Genomic DNA, 16,772 nt, shown 5'->3' with positions numbered 1-16,772 from the left:
AAGTGACCCAATCTACCCAATCATTTTCTAACGAAAAGAGCGGGGCAGTACTAGCAACTGTTTACTGTAGACCCTATGCAAGCTGACTTACATAGTGTTTTTTTGCATGGATATTGGTATCTAAACAGCAGGAAAATTCACCAACACCCTACAGCGCAAAAAGGCCGGTGGTTATAAAACCACCAGCCATTAGCCTTTCGGCTAAGTTAAGTAATAATTACTTAACTTCAACAGTAGCACCAGCTTCTTCTAGAGTAGCTTTAAGTGTTTCTGCTTCTTCTTTAGACACGCCTTCTTTAATAGAAGCAGGAGCACTATCAACTAGACCCTTAGCTTCTTTAAGACCTAGGCCTGTAGCGCCACGTACTGCTTTGATAACAGATACTTTGTTACCGCCAACAGAAGCAAGAACTACTTCAAATTCAGTTTGCTCTTCTGCAGCTTCACCAGCAGCAGCGCCACCAGCAACAACTGCTGCAGCAGCAGAAACGCCGAATTTTTCTTCCATAGCTTCGATAAGCTCTACAACTTGCATTACAGACATTTCTGCAACTGCGTCTAGGATTTGTTCGTTAGTAATAGACATAACAATTCTCTTTTAAGTCAACAATTAGTTTATTTTGCAATCAATAAAAAGCAAGGCTTACGCCGCAACTTCTTCTTTTTGATCGCGAACAGCAGCGATAGTACGTACCAGTTTACCAGCAGAAGCTTCTTTCATGCACATCATTAGGCGTGCAATTGCTTCGTCGTAAGTTGGTAGTGTCGCTAATACTTCTGGATCAGTCAGTACACCTTCAAATGCAGCCGCTTTGATCTCAAATTCTTTATTCTCTTTTGCGAAATCTTTAAAAAGACGCGCACCAGCACCTGGGTGCTCGTTAGAGAAAGCGATCAAAGTAGGACCAACGAATACGTCTTTAAGACATTCGTAGTCTGTGCCATCTACAGCGCGACGTGCTAATGTGTTACGCACAACTCTCATGTAAACACCCGCTTCACGCGCTTGTTTACGTAGAGAAGTCATTGCGCCAACAGTAACGCCACGAGAGTCAGCTACAACTGCAGAAAGTGAACCACTGGCCGCTTCGTTGACTTCAGCAACAATTGCTTTTTTGTCTTGAAGATTTAAAGCCATTTTGGATTTACTCCTGGTTGTTGTTACACCACCCAATATCTATAAATGGATATCGGGAGTTAATACGGTGCATTCCCAGAAAAACCTCAACCAATTTGGTTTCGCTTTATCAGTTCGGGCACCGTCTACGTAGGTAGACATTAAGTTTCAATCATAAAAATCGAAACGCCTACGGTCTTGGACGGAGACTACTCAGTAAAGTGTATTGTGCAAAAAAACATCACAAATAACTTAGTTTTAGAGCAGTCCCAACCACAAATTAAACAGGCGCAAAATTATACATTAATTTTGCGCCTGTGCAAATTAGTTTGTTACAGTGTTCAGGCTAACCTGATCAACAGTCACACCAGCACCCATAGTTGTAGAGATGCTTACTTTCTTCAGAAAAACGCCTTTTGCTGAAGATGGCTTAGCTTTCTTAATTGCTACTAGAAGAGCTTCTAAGTTCTCTTGTAGTTGTGCAGTTTCAAAAGAAACTTTACCAATAGTAGTGTGAATGATGCCATTCTTGTCGTTACGGTAACGAACCTGACCAGCTTTAGCATTTTTAACTGCTTGAGCAACGTTAGGAGTCACAGTACCAACTTTAGGGTTTGGCATAAGACCACGTGGGCCTAAGATAGTACCAAGTTGACCAACAACGCGCATTGCATCTGGAGAAGCAACAACAACGTCAAAGTCCATAACACCTTTCTTAACTTGCTCAGCAAGATCTTCCATACCTACGATATCTGCGCCAGCTTCTTTAGCTGCTTCAGCATTTGCACCTTGGGTGAATACTGCAACGCGGATTTCACGGCCAGTACCGTGCGGAAGCACAGTTGCACCACGTACGTTTTGGTCTGATTTACGAGCATCAATGCCAAGATTAATTGCTACATCAACACTTTCTACGAATTTAGCGGTTGCTAGTTCTTTAAGAAGTGCAACTGCTTCATTGATTTCGTATTCTTTAGTCACGTCAACTTTGTCACGGATCACGCGCATACGTTTAGTAAGTTTTGCCATTATCTTAACCCTCTACCACTAGGCCCATTGAACGAGCAGTACCTGCGATAGAACGTTTCATTGCTTCAACGTCAGCGCCAGTCATGTCTGCAGCTTTTGTTTCTGCAATTTCTTGCAGCTGAGCGTCAGTTACAGTACCAACTTTCTCAGTATTTGGACGACCAGAACCAGATTTAACACCTGCCGCTTTCTTCAGAAGAACTGCTGCTGGTGGAGTCTTAGTAACGAACGTGAAAGAACGGTCGCTGTATACAGAGATAACAACAGGGATCGGTAGACCTTTCTCAATTGATTCTGTTTTTGCGTTAAACGCTTTACAGAATTCCATGATGTTCACACCATGTTGACCTAATGCAGGACCAACTGGTGGACTTGGGTTCGCCATACCTGCTGCTACTTGCAGCTTGATATAAGCTTCAACTTTCTTAGCCATGATATTTCCTAATGATTGGGTACAATCGCTAATCTATTTGATCAGCTCCCCGCTTTTTTAACAAGAATTTATAATTAAATTCAATAATAACCTATAAAAAGGCGCGAAATTATAATCACATTTCACGCCTTAAACAAGTCTAAAAAGATGTTTTTTTAATCAAGTTTTTCTACTTGACCAAATTCTAACTCTACTGGTGTTGCACGACCAAAGATCGATACAGACACTTTTATGCGGCTTTTTTCGTAATCTACTTCTTCAACCGTACCGTTGAAGTCAGCAAATGGACCATCGTTAACACGTATTACTTCACCCGCTTCGAACATCGTCTTAGGACGCGGTGCTTCGCTCGCTTGCTCTAGACGATTCAAGATAGCATCTGCTTCTTTATCCGTAATTGGAGCTGGGCGATCCGAAGTACCACCAATGAAGCCCATCACGCGTGGAATGCTACGTACTAAGTGCCAAGATTCATCATTCATTAACATTTGAACGAGAACATAGCCTGGGAAGAATTTGCGTTCACTTTTACGGCGTTGACCAGCACGCATCTCAACCACTTCTTCAGTTGGAACAAGAACTTCACCGAAGTAATCTTCCATAGCGTGCATTTTTATATGCTCACGTAAGGATTGAGCCACACGACCTTCATAGCCTGAAAAAGCCTGAACTACATACCAACGTTTTTTTGGAGCTTCACTCATGAATTAAAACCCTCATGCACCAGTAACAAAGGAAACAAGACGAACCATAATGCCATCAATTCCCCAAAGTACTAAAGCCATAATAATACATACGACCAAAACGATCAGTGTTGTTTGCATAGTTTCTTGGCGAGTAGGCCAAACTACCTTGCGAACTTCCATACGAGATTCGCGAGCAAAACTGATCGCTGTTTTACCTTTCACTGTAGTTGCAGCAGTACCAAGGGCGGCGGCAATTAATACAACCACACCAGCGACACGTAGCACAACAGACATTTCACCATACAGGTAATTACCCACTACAGCAGCGGCTAGCAGAGCAAAAGCGATAATCCACTTAAAGGTATCTGCTGCACTTGAGCTATTAGGAGTTTCAGCGTTTGCGTTCATAAAACCAACCTGTTACAAGTCTTCACTTTAGACGACAACAACCCCGCTGCTGCAGGGCTCATTCTTTCATACATCAAATGTTCTGATGTACCGACCAGTCAAGATAAACACCTCAACTAGAAAATTCTTTGTTTTTCAATAAGATCAACATAAAAATAGCCAACCCTTTTTTCTTGTGCTTAAAAAGGGCATCAAATGATGCCCTTTTTACTAGCGGTTAGTCAAATCTTATTCGAAGATTTTAGCAACAACACCAGCACCAACTGTACGGCCACCTTCACGGATCGCGAAGCGTAGACCTTCATCCATTGCGATTGGAGCAATTAGCTCAACCGTCATTTGGATGTTGTCACCTGGCATTACCATCTCTACGCCTTCTGGTAGAGTGATGTCGCCTGTTACGTCTGTTGTACGGAAGTAGAACTGTGGACGGTAACCTTTGAAGAATGGAGTATGACGGCCACCTTCATCTTTAGACAATACATACACTTCTGACTCGAACTTCGTGTGAGGAGTGATTGAACCTGGAGCCGCTAGTACTTGACCGCGCTCTACGTCTTCACGCTTAGTACCACGTAGTAGTGCACCAACGTTTTCACCCGCACGACCTTCGTCTAGAAGTTTACGGAACATTTCTACACCAGTACATGTTGTAGTCGTTGTATCTTTGATACCTACGATAGCAACTTCGTCACCTACGTTTAGGATACCACGTTCGATACGACCTGTTACCACTGTACCACGACCTTGAATTGAGAATACATCTTCAATTGGTAGTAGGAATGGTTGGTCTACTGCACGCTCTGGCTCAGGGATGTATGAGTCTAGAGCTTCTGCTAGTTCAACAATCTTATCTTCCCACTCTTTCTCACCGTTAAGTGCGCCTAGAGCAGAACCTTGGATTACTGGTAGATCATCACCTGGGAATTCGTATTCAGAAAGAAGTTCACGAACTTCCATCTCTACTAATTCTAGTAGTTCTTCATCATCAACCATGTCACATTTGTTCATGAATACGATGATGTAAGGGATACCAACCTGACGACCAAGTAGGATGTGCTCACGAGTTTGTGGCATAGGGCCATCTGTCGCAGCAACTACTAGGATACCGCCGTCCATTTGCGCAGCACCAGTGATCATGTTTTTAACATAATCGGCGTGTCCTGGGCAATCTACGTGTGCGTAGTGACGTGATGGAGTATCGTACTCAACGTGAGACGTTGCGATTGTGATACCGCGCTCACGCTCTTCTGGAGCGTTATCGATTGATGCGAAGTCTTTTGCTTCACCGCCGTACACTTTTGAAAGTGTAGTACAGATAGCAGCAGTTAGAGTTGTTTTACCGTGGTCAACGTGGCCGATAGTACCAACGTTTACGTGCGGTTTCGTACGTTCAAATTTTTCTTTAGACATGACTTGTCCCTCTAGGTACGGATTTAGGTGGCTTTGATGACCACGCAACCAAAAATACTTGGTATATTGTAAAATTTCTTCGTAAAACAATATTTTCTTTGGAACGAAAAATCAAAAAAAAATCAATGCTTCAGAACTGGTGCTGATACCCAGATTTGAACTGGGGACCTCACCCTTACCAAGGGTGCGCTCTACCGACTGAGCTATATCAGCACTCATAATATGGAGCGTGCAGCGGGAATCGAACCCGCATCATCAGCTTGGAAGGCTGAGGTAATAGCCATTATACGATGCACGCACACGTAACTCTGAGAGCTATTTCCTTAAGAATATGGTGTTCCTTAAGAATAATATGGTGGAGGGGGACGGATTCGAACCATCGAAGGCGGAGCCGGCAGATTTACAGTCTGCTCCCTTTGGCCACTCGGGAACCCCTCCAAAATTTCTTTTTCTTTGAAGCTTTTTCGCTTATAAGAAAATGGTGCCGACTACCGGAATCGAACTGGTGACCTACTGATTACAAGTCAGTTGCTCTACCTACTGAGCTAAGTCGGCACATAAGTGGAGCGCATTCTATTTGATGATCTTTTACCTTGCAATAGGTAAATTAAAAAAAGTTACGTTTTCCGCAACTTTCTCGCCTATAGTGCGGTTTTTAAACACTTAATCGACCTAATATAGCAATATGTCGATTAAGTCGCTTGAATTCCTAGCAAGTTGATGTATTTTTCACTCTCCTTCTTTTTTAACGGCAGCAATCTTATGAGCCCTTACATGTCTTTTGATCGCAATCATTGGTCAGAATTGCGTAATTCTGTACCGATGACATTATCAGAAGAAGATTTAAAAGAATTACAAGGGATTAATGAAAAGCTGTCTATGCAAGAGGCGGTGGAAATTTATTTACCATTAACTCGGCTACTGAATCTTTATATCTCTGCTAGGCAAGGTAGAAATTCGGTATTGCATAATTTTTTAGGTAAAGAACAACCTTCTCCACCGTTTGTAATTGGTATCGCAGGAAGTGTCGCGGTAGGCAAAAGTACAACCGCGAGACTACTCAAAGCTCTTCTGTCTAAATGGAAACAACACCATAAAGTAGAATTAATCACTACTGACGGTTTTCTACTACCAAATAGAGAACTCAATAAACGCGATCTCATGTCAAAAAAAGGATTTCCTGAATCTTATGATATGAAAGGATTAGTTCAATTTGTTTCCGATATAAAAGCGTGTAAACGTTATGTTACTGCTCCAGTTTATTCGCATATTACCTACGATATTACATCGGAAAAAAAAGTCGTGGATTTGCCCGATGTACTGATTATAGAGGGGTTAAATGTTTTACAAAGCGGTATGGATTACCCTCACGACCCACATCGTGTTTTCGTATCAGATTTTGTTGATTTTTCCATATTTGTCGATGCAGATGTAAAACTTATAGAGCGGTGGTATATAGAACGATTCATTAAGTTTAGAGAAAGTGCATTTAAAAAACCAGAATCTTACTTTTCACACTACACACAGTTATCTAAGCAAGAGTCGATTAATAAAGCACTCACTATTTGGCGCACCATTAATGGTAAGAATTTAATAGAAAATATTTTGCCAACAAGAGAACGAGCTCAGTTAATATTGAAAAAGGGCAGTAATCATATGGTGAAAGAAATTTTATTGAGAAAATAGAAACCAGTACTGCATTTAGTCATTAGATCTCGTTATCCTTTCTCAAAGAGATTTCGCCGCCAATGAAGCTCTCTACTCCATTGTGTGTTTCGATTAATATAGCGCCTTGATCGTTGATCCCTTTTACAACACCAGAGACCTGTCGTTCTCCCATGAGTAGTTTAGCTGGTCTATCTATAAAATTATCCAAACGGTTCCACCTTGGTACAAATTCGTTCATACCAAATAGCTCATAATCTTCAAGTGTTTTCTTCCAAGTGTTAATAATAGTTGCAGCTAAAATATTCCGTTCAGGTAAGTCACTAGTCACACCCGATAAAGAGGTCCATGGTTGATCGATACCAGCAATAGCCATTGGCATATCGATATTCATACCCATACCGATAACTAAATTTGCCGCCCCCCCTGCTTGTCCATTCATCTCAACTAATATTCCTGCGAGTTTCTTATCATTGTAATAAAGGTCGTTTGGCCATTTAAGTTTGATACCTTTAATACCTATAGATTCCAATGCCTCAACCACTGCAACACCAACAACTAAACTTAATCCCATTGATGCCGCCATACCGGCTTCAAGTTTCCAATACATAGATAAGTACAAGTTGCTGCCAAAAGGAGAAACCCATTGTCGACCTCTTCTTCCTCTACCATGATATTGATATTCTGCTAGACAAGTCGCGCCACTCTCTAGAGAGCCATTTCGTTCCAGTAAATATTGATTAGTCGAATCGATCACAGGAATTAACTCGATATTTTGATTTGTGAGCGCCTCGATTTTTTGCTTATGCAATAGCTCAATCGGCTTTGATAAGCGATATCCCTTACCCTGAACCCGGTATATATCCAAGCCCCAAGATAAAATGCTTTTTATATGTTTACCTATTGCAGCCCTAGATATACCCAGTTTAGAACCTAGCAGTTCACCAGACACAAACTCTCCAGAAGATAACAATTCGATGATCTTAAGTTTGACGCTATAATCTTTCATTTATTTACTTATCATTTTATGTAGATATGTTTCTTCTTTTGAATTAAAAAAACGAACTTCGTGCTCTAAATGTATCTGATATTTTTCGAGCACTTTCGCGCATATTTTTCTGGCTAGTTCTAGAATATCCTGCGCGCTAGCATCATTCATATTAACGATCACTAGTGCTTGCTCTCTGTGTACCATCGCACCTCCACAAGTTACGCCTTTTAATTCACTATGATCAATTAGCCAACCAGCAGCGACTTTCATACCTTCATTTACTGAATGGGCGACCATTTCTGGAAACTGTGCCTTTAATTTCTGGCAATGTTCACCAGTAATTATTGGATTTTTAAAAAAACTACCTGCGTTTCCAATGACATCAGGATCAGGTAATTTATTTCTTCGAACTAAACAAATTTCATCAAAAACTCGTTTAGCACTCAATTCATCAACAGGAATAGCAGCTAAGCTTCCATAGTTAACAACTGGTTTCCACTGTTTAGGCAACTTTAAACCGATACTCATCACTGCTACTTTGCTGCGTAACTTATTTTTGAAGATAGAGTCTCTATAACCAAACTTGCACGCTTCTGTTGTCAATTTAGAGACTACAAAGCTATCAAGATGCAATACTTCGACATACTCACAAACATCTTTAAATTCCACACCATAAGCACCAATGTTTTGGATAGGAGCAGAACCAGCACAACCGGGGATTAATGCCAAGTTTTCTAGCCCTAGATAGCCTTGTGTTAACGTCCATTCAACAAGCTCAGGCCAATCCTCGCCACCTTTAATATCAAGATGCCAATGAGTGTTACTTTCAGTTACTTGTATTCCTGAAAGACGATTAATAACAATCACACCGCTAAAATGCTCAGTAAAGAGAACATTACTTCCCTTACCTAATAAAAGCTTAGGTAAGTCATTCCACTCACTATTCTGATAAACAGAAATAAGATCCTGTTGCGATTCAATAATTACCAGAAAATCACAGGTCACATTCACTGCGAAGGTATGAAACGACTTTAAATTAGCTTTTTTATATATTTGCATAGCATTCGAGGATAAAATAACAATCTAACTATTCTACCCTATTGAACGAATAAGCACAGTTTGAATGATGCAAATAACCATTAGCCAGCTTGACCCACAAATGATCCCATTGGTTCAAAAATTATACAAGCAGCACTATAAATCATCCAAAGCAAAGAAGGATGAGTTAATATTTATTGCTCGCCGTGATCAGGAACTGTGTGGAGTTGTACGCTTAAAGACGATTGGTGAGTATCGTTTGTTAACCGGAATGCTAGTCATACCCAAATACAGAGGATTCGGTATTGGTCACTTATTACTTCAACACTGTAGCAAAGTAGCACTGAATAATCGCGACTATTGCTTCGCCTATTCCAACCTTGAAGAATTTTACCAACAACATAATTTTAGGCTTACACCCACAGAACGATTACCAGAACCATTAAAGAAACTATTACTACGCTATTCGGCGAGCGGTAAACCTCTTTCAGCAATGCATTACTCCGATTCCGATCAGTCATTGCTATCATTCTGACTTATTATTTTGTCAATTTATCATTATTCTAGTCATAAATTAGTGTCTAATCTTTAAAAATTTCAATATCATTGATGATCACGTATCAATTCTCACAGTAATCATTAGTTACTCTATGTAGACATTTGATAAGATTTAATTTAGTTAACTTTTAATCCCTGAGGCAATTTATATAATATGATGGCATTACACAATCCGTTCAAACAGATGCCTACTATCGCTTTAGATGCAGATGATTTTAATATCCTGCATACTGCTGAAGACTTTAGAGAATGTTTGTTGGCGCACATTCGAAATGCTCAAAAACGTATTTATATCACCGCACTCTACTTAGAAGATGATGAAGCAGGTCAGGAAATCCTAACCGCGCTCTATCAGGCAAAACAGAACAATCCCAATCTCGACGTTGTTGTTTGTGTTGATTGGCACAGAGCACAAAGAGGCTTAATTGGCGCAGAACATTCCGAAGGCAATGCGAGTTTATACAAAGAGTATTCTGCAAAATATACCCATAAAGTTCCCGTATACGGTATTCCAGTGCGTGGTCGTGAAGTTTTTGGTGTGTTGCACCTTAAAGGCTTTGTCATAGATGATACTGTAATTTATAGCGGGGCAAGCCTCAATAATATCTATTTAAACTTTCACGAAAAATATCGGTTTGACCGCTATCATGTTCTGAATAACTATACTTTAGCGACATCGATGGTTAACTTTATTAAAAACGACATGATAGCTCATCCAGCAGTCTATGATCTCTGCTGTCCTAACAAGCCTAATACCAAAGAAATAAAACTCGCTATTCGACGCTTTCGCTCGTCTTTAGCACAGTCGGAATATAAATTTGAGCATGAAGTAGCCCAAAACAACCAAGTAGCAATAACGCCACTTGTCGGCATAGGTAAAAGACGCAATAAACTTAACCTTAGGATAAATCAGCTTATTGCTGCCGCTAAAGATGAAATTTTCATTTGCACACCTTATTTCAACTTTCCTAAAAGTGTCGCTAAACAGGTAAAACGAGCATTAAGACGAGGGGTAAAAGTAACCATCGTCGTTGGAGATAAAACTGCCAACGATTTTTATATCTCTCCTGATGAACCGTTCAAAACTATTGCAGGTTTGCCTTATTTATATGAAATGAATTTAAGACGTTTCGCTAAAATGAATGAAGCAAATATGGCAAGTAGAAAGCTATCATTAAAGCTTTGGAAACATGATAACAATAGCTTTCACTTAAAAGGTATTTGGGTAGATAAGCGTTATATGTTATTAACGGGTAATAACCTCAATCCACGAGCTTGGAGCTTAGATCTGGAAAATGCTTTATTAATACAAGATAACCAGCACCTTTTAACATCAAAGTTTGAGGCTGAGATAGAAAACATCCTGAAACATACAGATTTAATTGGTAGTTATAAGCAATTAGACAGGCTTGATACTTATCCTGTAGAAGTACAAAAACTTATCCGTAAGATAACACGAGTCAAAGCAGATAAAGTACTTAAAAGCATTTTATAGACACGTCCTTTTCATTCAACTACAGACATTCAAACAGTAGCAAAGAAAGTTCTTAGTCTTTGCTACGTTATTTGTTTTTATTACAAGATAAAAATAAATAACGTAAATTGATTTAAAAATTAAGTACATTATAAAAACGCAAAAAAGCCTCAACATTTCTGTTGAGGCTTTTTAAAATTCTTACTAGATTTCAATACCAAATGGCGGAGTGGACGGGACTCGAACCCGCGACCCCCGGCGTGACAGGCCGGTATTCTAACCAACTGAACTACCACTCCACATGGTATTGGTAACACTTAATAAAGTCTTATTGGTAAGCTTTATTAATGTTTGCCTTCATCTTCTCTAAAAAAGATAAAAGCGAATTAGAGCCTGGCGATGTCCTACTCTCACATGGGGAAACCCCACACTACCATCGGCGCTATTGCGTTTCACTTCTGAGTTCGGCATGGGTTCAGGTGGGTCCACAATGCTATGGTCGCCAAGCAAAATTTGGTATTAAACCTCCCGCTTGTGATAAAACTCGCTGGACTGCGTTAACTTGTTCACTCTTTCAGTTACTTACCAATGTAAGCGCCTTCAATCGTTACTCAAGTTGCCTTGCCAGCAAACTTTATCCCTGCGCTACCTAAAGCACTTGGAAAGTCTAAAAAACTTGGAAAGCTAATTATAAAAGTCTCTACACATTCAATGTTCTCTATCTGAGTCCACAAAACCCCTTGGGTGTTGTATGGTTAAGCCTCACGGGCAATTAGTACAGGTTAGCTCAATGCCTCGCAGCACTTACACACCCTGCCTATCAACGTTCTAGTCTCGAACAACCCTTTAGGACACGTAAAGTGCCAGGGAAGACTCATCTCAGGGCTCGCTTCGCGCTTAGATGCTTTCAGCGCTTATCGATTCCGAACTTAGCTACCGGGCAATGCCATTGGCATGACAACCCGAACACCAGAGGTTCGTCCACTCCGGTCCTCTCGTACTAGGAGCAGCCCCCTTCAATCTTCCAACGCCCACGGCAGATAGGGACCGAACTGTCTCACGACGTTCTAAACCCAGCTCGCGTACCACTTTAAATGGCGAACAGCCATACCCTTGGGACCGACTTCAGCCCCAGGATGTGATGAGCCGACATCGAGGTGCCAAACACCGCCGTCGATATGAACTCTTGGGCGGTATCAGCCTGTTATCCCCGGAGTACCTTTTATCCGTTGAGCGATGGCCCTTCCATTCAGAACCACCGGATCACTATGACCTGCTTTCGCACCTGCTCGAATTGTCATTCTCGCAGTCAAGCGGGCTTATGCCATTGCACTAACCACACGATGTCCAACCGTGTTTAGCCCACCTTCGTGCTCCTCCGTTACTCTTTGGGAGGAGACCGCCCCAGTCAAACTACCCACCAGGCACTGTCCTCATCCCCGATTAGGGGACTAAGTTAGAACATCAAGCATACAAGGGTGGTATTTCAAGGTTGACTCCACTCCATCTAGCGACGAAGTTTCATAGTCTCCCACCTATCCTACACATGTAGGGTCAATGTTCAGTGCCAAGCTGTAGTAAAGGTTCACGGGGTCTTTCCGTCTAGCCGCGGGTACACTGCATCTTCACAGCGATTTCAATTTCACTGAGTCTCGGGTGGAGACAGCGTGGCCATCATTACGCCATTCGTGCAGGTCGGAACTTACCCGACAAGGAATTTCGCTACCTTAGGACCGTTATAGTTACGGCCGCCGTTTACCGGGGCTTCGATCAAGAGCTTCGTCCTAAGACTAACCCCATCAATTAACCTTCCGGCACCGGGCAGGCGTCACACCGTATACGTCATCTTACGATTTTGCACAGTGCTGTGTTTTTAATAAACAGTTGCAGCCACCTGGTATCTGCGACTCCCAATAGCTCCATCCGCTAGGGATTTCACCGTCAAGAGCGTACCTTCTCCCGAAGTTACGGTACCATTTTGCCTAGTTCCTTCACCCGAGTTCTCTCAAGCGCCTTGGTATTCTCTACCCGACCACCTGTGTCGGTTTGGGGTACGATTCCTTATAATCTGAAGCTTAGAGGCTTTTCCTGGAAGTATGGCATCAATGACTTCATCACCGTAGTGACTCGACATCGGGTCTCAGCCTAATAATTTCCCGGATTTACCTAAGAAATTAGCCTACACCCTTGAACCTGGACTACCATCGCCAGGCCCACCTAGCCTTCTCCGTCCCCCCATCGCAATTATAAGAAGTACGGGAATATTAACCCGTTTCCCATCGACTACGCTTTTCAGCCTCGCCTTAGGGGTCGACTTACCCTGCCCCGATTAACGTTGGACAGGAACCCTTGGTCTTCCGGCGTGGGGGTTTTTCACCCCCATTATCGTTACTCATGTCAGCATTCGCACTTCTGATACCTCCAGCAAACCTTACAGTTCACCTTCAACGGCTTACAGAACGCTCCCCTACCCAATGAAGTAAACTTCATTGCCGCAGCTTCGGTGTATAGCTTAGCCCCGTTACATCTTCCGCGCAGGCCGACTCGACCAGTGAGCTATTACGCTTTCTTTAAATGATGGCTGCTTCTAAGCCAACATCCTGGCTGTCTGAGCCTTCCCACATCGTTTCCCACTTAGCTATACTTTGGGACCTTAGCTGGCGGTCTGGGTTGTTTCCCTCTCCACGACGGACGTTAGCACCCGCCGTGTGTCTCCCGGATAGTACTTACTGGTATTCGGAGTTTGCAAAGGGTTGGTAAGTCGGGATGACCCCCTAGCCTTAACAGTGCTCTACCCCCAGTAGTATTCGTCCGAGGCGCTACCTAAATAGCTTTCGGGGAGAACCAGCTATCTCCAGGTTTGATTGGCCTTTCACCCCTAGCCACAAGTCATCCGCTAATTTTTCAACATTAGTCGGTTCGGTCCTCCAGTTGATGTTACTCAACCTTCAACCTGCCCATGGCTAGATCACCTGGTTTCGGGTCTATACCTAGCAACTCGACGCCCAGTTAAGACTCGGTTTCCCTACGGCTCCCCTATTCGGTTAACCTTGCTACTAAATATAAGTCGCTGACCCATTATACAAAAGGTACGCAGTCACACCAAAAAGGTGCTCCTACTGCTTGTACGTACACGGTTTCAGGTTCTATTTCACTCCCCTCACAGGGGTTCTTTTCGCCTTTCCCTCACGGTACTGGTTCACTATCGGTCAGTCAGTAGTATTTAGCCTTGGAGGATGGTCCCCCCATATTCAAACAGGATATCACGTGTCCCGCCTTACTCGTTTTCACTTAAAATGATGTGTCGGTTACGGGGCTATCACCCTGTATCGCGATACTTTCCAGAATCTTCACCTGCATCATTAAAAGCTTAAGGGCTAGTCCAATTTCGCTCGCCGCTACTTTCGGAATCTCGGTTGATTTCTACTCCTCCGGGTACTTAGATGTTTCAGTTCCCCGGGTTTGCCTTATTAACCTATGTATTCAGTTAATAATACTAGCTTATGCTAGTGGGTTTCCCCATTCAGAAATCCCAGACTCAAACGGTTATTACTACCTAATCTGGGCTTATCGCAAGTTATTACGTCTTTCATCGCCTCTGACTGCCAAGGCATCCACCGTGTACGCTTAGTCACTTAACCATACAACCCCAAGGGGTTTCTTTTTACTGTCACTTACGTGACGATAAATAAGCGTATGGCAAACAACCAAGGTGTTTATTGTTGTCTCATTATTTGAATGAGCGAGACAACGTTCGATTTTGCCGGACTCAAATATAAACAGCTTTCGCTGCTTCCAAGAACACTTGAATGTGTGTTGGTACCTATCACTCATAATGAGTCATAGGATTTGAGAACTTTTATTTGAATAACAACCAATCAAAGTTGTTATTCGTCAGCTTTCCAAATTGTTAAAGAGCAAAGATTTTCATTCTATTTAAAGAAAAAAACCATTTTTAAATATTTTCATATATATAAAAACACTTAAAAATGGTGGAGCTATGCGGGATCGAACCGCAGACCTCTTCGCTGCCAGCGAAGCGCTCTCCCAGCTGAGCTATAGCCCCTCGTACTAGGAAATACAATTCCTCTCTTTACTTTCTAAACCTAATCAATCTGTGTGAACACTCATCAATCACAATCTTATCGTTTAAGGAGGTGATCCAGCCCCAGGTTCCCCTAGGGCTACCTTGTTACGACTTCACCCCAGTCATGAACCACAAAGTGGTAAGCGTCCCCCCGAAGGTTAAACTACCTACTTCTTTTGCAGCCCACTCCCATGGTGTGACGGGCGGTGTGTACAAGGCCCGGGAACGTATTCACCGTAGCATTCTGATCTACGATTACTAGCGATTCCGACTTCATGGAGTCGAGTTGCAGACTCCAATCCGGACTACGACGCACTTTTTGGGATTCGCACACTATTGCTAGTTAGCTGCCCTCTGTATGCGCCATTGTAGCACGTGTGTAGCCCTACTCGTAAGGGCCATGATGACTTGACGTCGTCCCCACCTTCCTCCGGTTTATCACCGGCAGTCTCCCCAAAGTTCCCGACATAACTCGCTGGCAATTAAGGATAAGGGTTGCGCTCGTTGCGGGACTTAACCCAACATTTCACAACACGAGCTGACGACAGCCATGCAGCACCTGTCTCTCAGTTCCCGAAGGCACAAGAAAATCTCTTTTCTCTTCTGAGGATGTCAAGAGTAGGTAAGGTTCTTCGCGTTGCATCGAATTAAACCACATGCTCCACCGCTTGTGCGGGCCCCCGTCAATTCATTTGAGTTTTAATCTTGCGACCGTACTCCCCAGGCGGTCTACTTAACGCGTTAGCTCCGAAAGCCACAGTTCAAGACCGCAACCTCCAAGTAGACATCGTTTACGGCGTGGACTACCAGGGTATCTAATCCTGTTTGCTCCCCACGCTTTCGCATCTGAGTGTCAGTATCTGTCCAGGGGGCCGCCTTCGCCACTGGTATTCCTTCAGATCTCTACGCATTTCACCGCTACACCTGAAATTCTACCCCCCTCTACAGTACTCTAGTTTGCCAGTTTCAAATGACCTTCCGGGGTTGAGCCCCGGGCTTTCACATCTGACTTAACAAACCACCTGCATGCGCTTTACGCCCAGTAATTCCGATTAACGCTCGCACCCTCCGTATTACCGCGGCTGCTGGCACGGAGTTAGCCGGTGCTTCTTCTGTCGCTAACGTCAAATGTTGCACGTATTAAGTACAACACCTTCCTCACGACTGAAAGTACTTTACAACCCGAAGGCCTTCTTCATACACGCGGCATGGCTGCATCAGGCTTTCGCCCATTGTGCAATATTCCCCACTGCTGCCTCCCGTAGGAGTCTGGACCGTGTCTCAGTTCCAGTGTGGCTGATCATCCTCTCAGACCAGCTAGAGATCGTCGCCTTGGTGAGCCATTACCCCACCAACTAGCTAATCTCACTTAGGCTTATCCAATCGCGGAAGGCCCGAAGGTCCCCTCCTTTCCCCCGTAGGGCGTATGCGGTATTAGCCATCGTTTCCAATGGTTATCCCCCTCAACTGGGCAAATTCCTAAGCATTACTCACCCGTCCGCCGCTCGACGCCAAATAGCAAGCTATTTTCGTTTCCGCTCGACTTGCATGTGTTAAGCCTGCCGCCAGCGTTCAATCTGAGCCATGATCAAACTCTTCAATTTAAGATTTTGATGTGTTTCTCTTTCCTAAGAAAGAAAAACGGGTCTCAATGAATACTGACTTTAAATTGCCTTTACTTCTTGGTAGTAACCAAGCAGTAAATGGTATTTAAAGTTCCTATCATTCCAACAGAATGATAGATAAATAACTGTGCTTGATACTTAAGACACGTTAACTTGAAAAGCTAAAGTATCTGTCATCAAATTAGGTCACTGATTCATTGATACCGTTGTGATTGTATATCCTAAGATACATAATCGTGTCGATTATC

At 42.8% G+C, this 16,772-nt stretch carries 12 protein-coding genes, 6 tRNA genes and 3 rRNA genes; 3 read left to right on the top strand and 18 right to left on the bottom strand.

Annotated elements, in window-relative coordinates:
• Window positions 1–217 precede the first annotated feature (217 nt).
• From rplL to ACLKML_RS12650, 11 genes are all read right to left on the bottom strand, one after another.
• Entirely contained in the window at window positions 218–586 is a 369-nt protein-coding gene (rplL, locus tag ACLKML_RS12700) for a 50S ribosomal protein L7/L12 (protein ID WP_413285613.1), read from the bottom strand.
• Window positions 587–643: 57 nt separating this feature from the next.
• Window positions 644–1,138: a 50S ribosomal protein L10 gene (gene rplJ, locus ACLKML_RS12695; RefSeq protein ID WP_317718584.1), complete on the bottom strand. Its 495-nt coding sequence runs from the start codon at window positions 1,136–1,138 to the stop codon at window positions 644–646.
• A gap of 303 nt (window positions 1,139–1,441) precedes the next feature.
• On the bottom strand, window positions 1,442–2,146 hold the full coding sequence (rplA, locus tag ACLKML_RS12690) for a 50S ribosomal protein L1 (RefSeq protein ID WP_413285612.1): 705 nt from the start codon (window positions 2,144–2,146) through the stop codon (window positions 1,442–1,444).
• A gap of 4 nt (window positions 2,147–2,150) precedes the next feature.
• The gene (gene rplK, locus ACLKML_RS12685) at window positions 2,151–2,579 is read right to left on the bottom strand and encodes a 50S ribosomal protein L11 (RefSeq protein ID WP_413285611.1); all 429 of its coding nucleotides are present in this window, start codon (window positions 2,577–2,579) and stop codon (window positions 2,151–2,153) included.
• A 155-nt stretch (window positions 2,580–2,734) separates the two neighbouring features.
• Window positions 2,735–3,283 carry a transcription termination/antitermination protein NusG gene (nusG, locus tag ACLKML_RS12680; RefSeq protein ID WP_317718587.1) on the bottom strand — a complete coding sequence of 183 codons (549 nt, stop codon included), beginning with the start codon at window positions 3,281–3,283 and terminating at the stop codon, window positions 2,735–2,737.
• A gap of 12 nt (window positions 3,284–3,295) precedes the next feature.
• A complete protein-coding gene (gene secE / locus ACLKML_RS12675; RefSeq protein ID WP_413285610.1) occupies window positions 3,296–3,673 on the bottom strand; it encodes a preprotein translocase subunit SecE in 378 nt (125 codons plus the stop codon).
• Between the two features lie 228 nt (window positions 3,674–3,901).
• Entirely contained in the window at window positions 3,902–5,086 is a 1,185-nt protein-coding gene (gene tuf / locus ACLKML_RS12670) for an elongation factor Tu (RefSeq protein ID WP_413285609.1), read from the bottom strand.
• A gap of 137 nt (window positions 5,087–5,223) precedes the next feature.
• Window positions 5,224–5,299, bottom strand: a tRNA-Thr gene (locus tag ACLKML_RS12665).
• A gap of 10 nt (window positions 5,300–5,309) precedes the next feature.
• A tRNA-Gly gene (locus tag ACLKML_RS12660) sits at window positions 5,310–5,384 on the bottom strand.
• Between the two features lie 55 nt (window positions 5,385–5,439).
• Window positions 5,440–5,524: transfer RNA gene (locus tag ACLKML_RS12655), tRNA-Tyr, on the bottom strand.
• 41 nt (window positions 5,525–5,565) lie between these two features.
• Window positions 5,566–5,641 (bottom strand) — tRNA-Thr (locus tag ACLKML_RS12650).
• Between the two features lie 207 nt (window positions 5,642–5,848).
• On the opposite strand from ACLKML_RS12650, the gene coaA reads away from it, so the two are divergent.
• Window positions 5,849–6,772 (top strand): type I pantothenate kinase, encoded by a 924-nt coding sequence (gene coaA / locus ACLKML_RS12645; protein ID WP_413285608.1) that lies wholly within the window; start codon window positions 5,849–5,851, stop codon window positions 6,770–6,772.
• Window positions 6,773–6,794: 22 nt separating this feature from the next.
• Here coaA and birA read toward each other — a convergent pair whose 3' ends face one another.
• On the bottom strand, window positions 6,795–7,760 hold the full coding sequence (gene birA / locus ACLKML_RS12640) for a bifunctional biotin--[acetyl-CoA-carboxylase] ligase/biotin operon repressor BirA (RefSeq protein WP_413285607.1): 966 nt from the start codon (window positions 7,758–7,760) through the stop codon (window positions 6,795–6,797).
• The gene (murB, locus tag ACLKML_RS12635) at window positions 7,761–8,801 is read right to left on the bottom strand and encodes a UDP-N-acetylmuramate dehydrogenase (RefSeq protein WP_413285606.1); all 1,041 of its coding nucleotides are present in this window, start codon (window positions 8,799–8,801) and stop codon (window positions 7,761–7,763) included. It lies immediately after the preceding gene.
• Between the two features lie 64 nt (window positions 8,802–8,865).
• Here murB and ACLKML_RS12630 point away from each other — a divergent pair, with 64 nt between their 5' ends.
• Both ACLKML_RS12630 and pssA read left to right on the top strand, forming a co-directional pair.
• A complete protein-coding gene (locus tag ACLKML_RS12630) occupies window positions 8,866–9,315 on the top strand; it encodes a GNAT family N-acetyltransferase (protein ID WP_413285605.1) in 450 nt (149 codons plus the stop codon).
• Between the two features lie 177 nt (window positions 9,316–9,492).
• Window positions 9,493–10,833, top strand: coding sequence for a CDP-diacylglycerol--serine O-phosphatidyltransferase (gene pssA, locus ACLKML_RS12625; RefSeq protein WP_413285604.1), 1,341 nt, complete (start codon window positions 9,493–9,495; stop codon window positions 10,831–10,833).
• A gap of 201 nt (window positions 10,834–11,034) precedes the next feature.
• Here the strand turns inward: pssA and ACLKML_RS12620 are convergent.
• The 5 genes from ACLKML_RS12620 to ACLKML_RS12600 all read right to left on the bottom strand — a co-directional run bounded on the left by ACLKML_RS12620 (window position 11,035) and on the right by ACLKML_RS12600 (window position 16,503).
• Window positions 11,035–11,111: transfer RNA gene (locus ACLKML_RS12620), tRNA-Asp, on the bottom strand.
• 92 nt (window positions 11,112–11,203) lie between these two features.
• A 5S ribosomal RNA gene (rrf, locus tag ACLKML_RS12615) occupies window positions 11,204–11,319 on the bottom strand.
• A gap of 244 nt (window positions 11,320–11,563) precedes the next feature.
• A 23S ribosomal RNA gene (locus ACLKML_RS12610) occupies window positions 11,564–14,453 on the bottom strand.
• 349 nt (window positions 14,454–14,802) lie between these two features.
• Window positions 14,803–14,878, bottom strand: a tRNA-Ala gene (locus ACLKML_RS12605).
• An 84-nt stretch (window positions 14,879–14,962) separates the two neighbouring features.
• Window positions 14,963–16,503: ribosomal RNA gene (locus ACLKML_RS12600) — 16S ribosomal RNA — on the bottom strand.
• Together the 16S, 23S and 5S rRNA genes with 2 tRNA genes alongside form the textbook arrangement of a ribosomal RNA operon.
• Window positions 16,504–16,772 lie beyond the last annotated feature (269 nt).

Source organism: Vibrio sp. MA40-2 (genome assembly GCF_047302445.1).
Taxonomy (GTDB): Bacteria; Pseudomonadota; Gammaproteobacteria; order Enterobacterales; family Vibrionaceae; genus Vibrio.
This window is presented reverse-complemented; position numbering and strand designations above follow the sequence as displayed.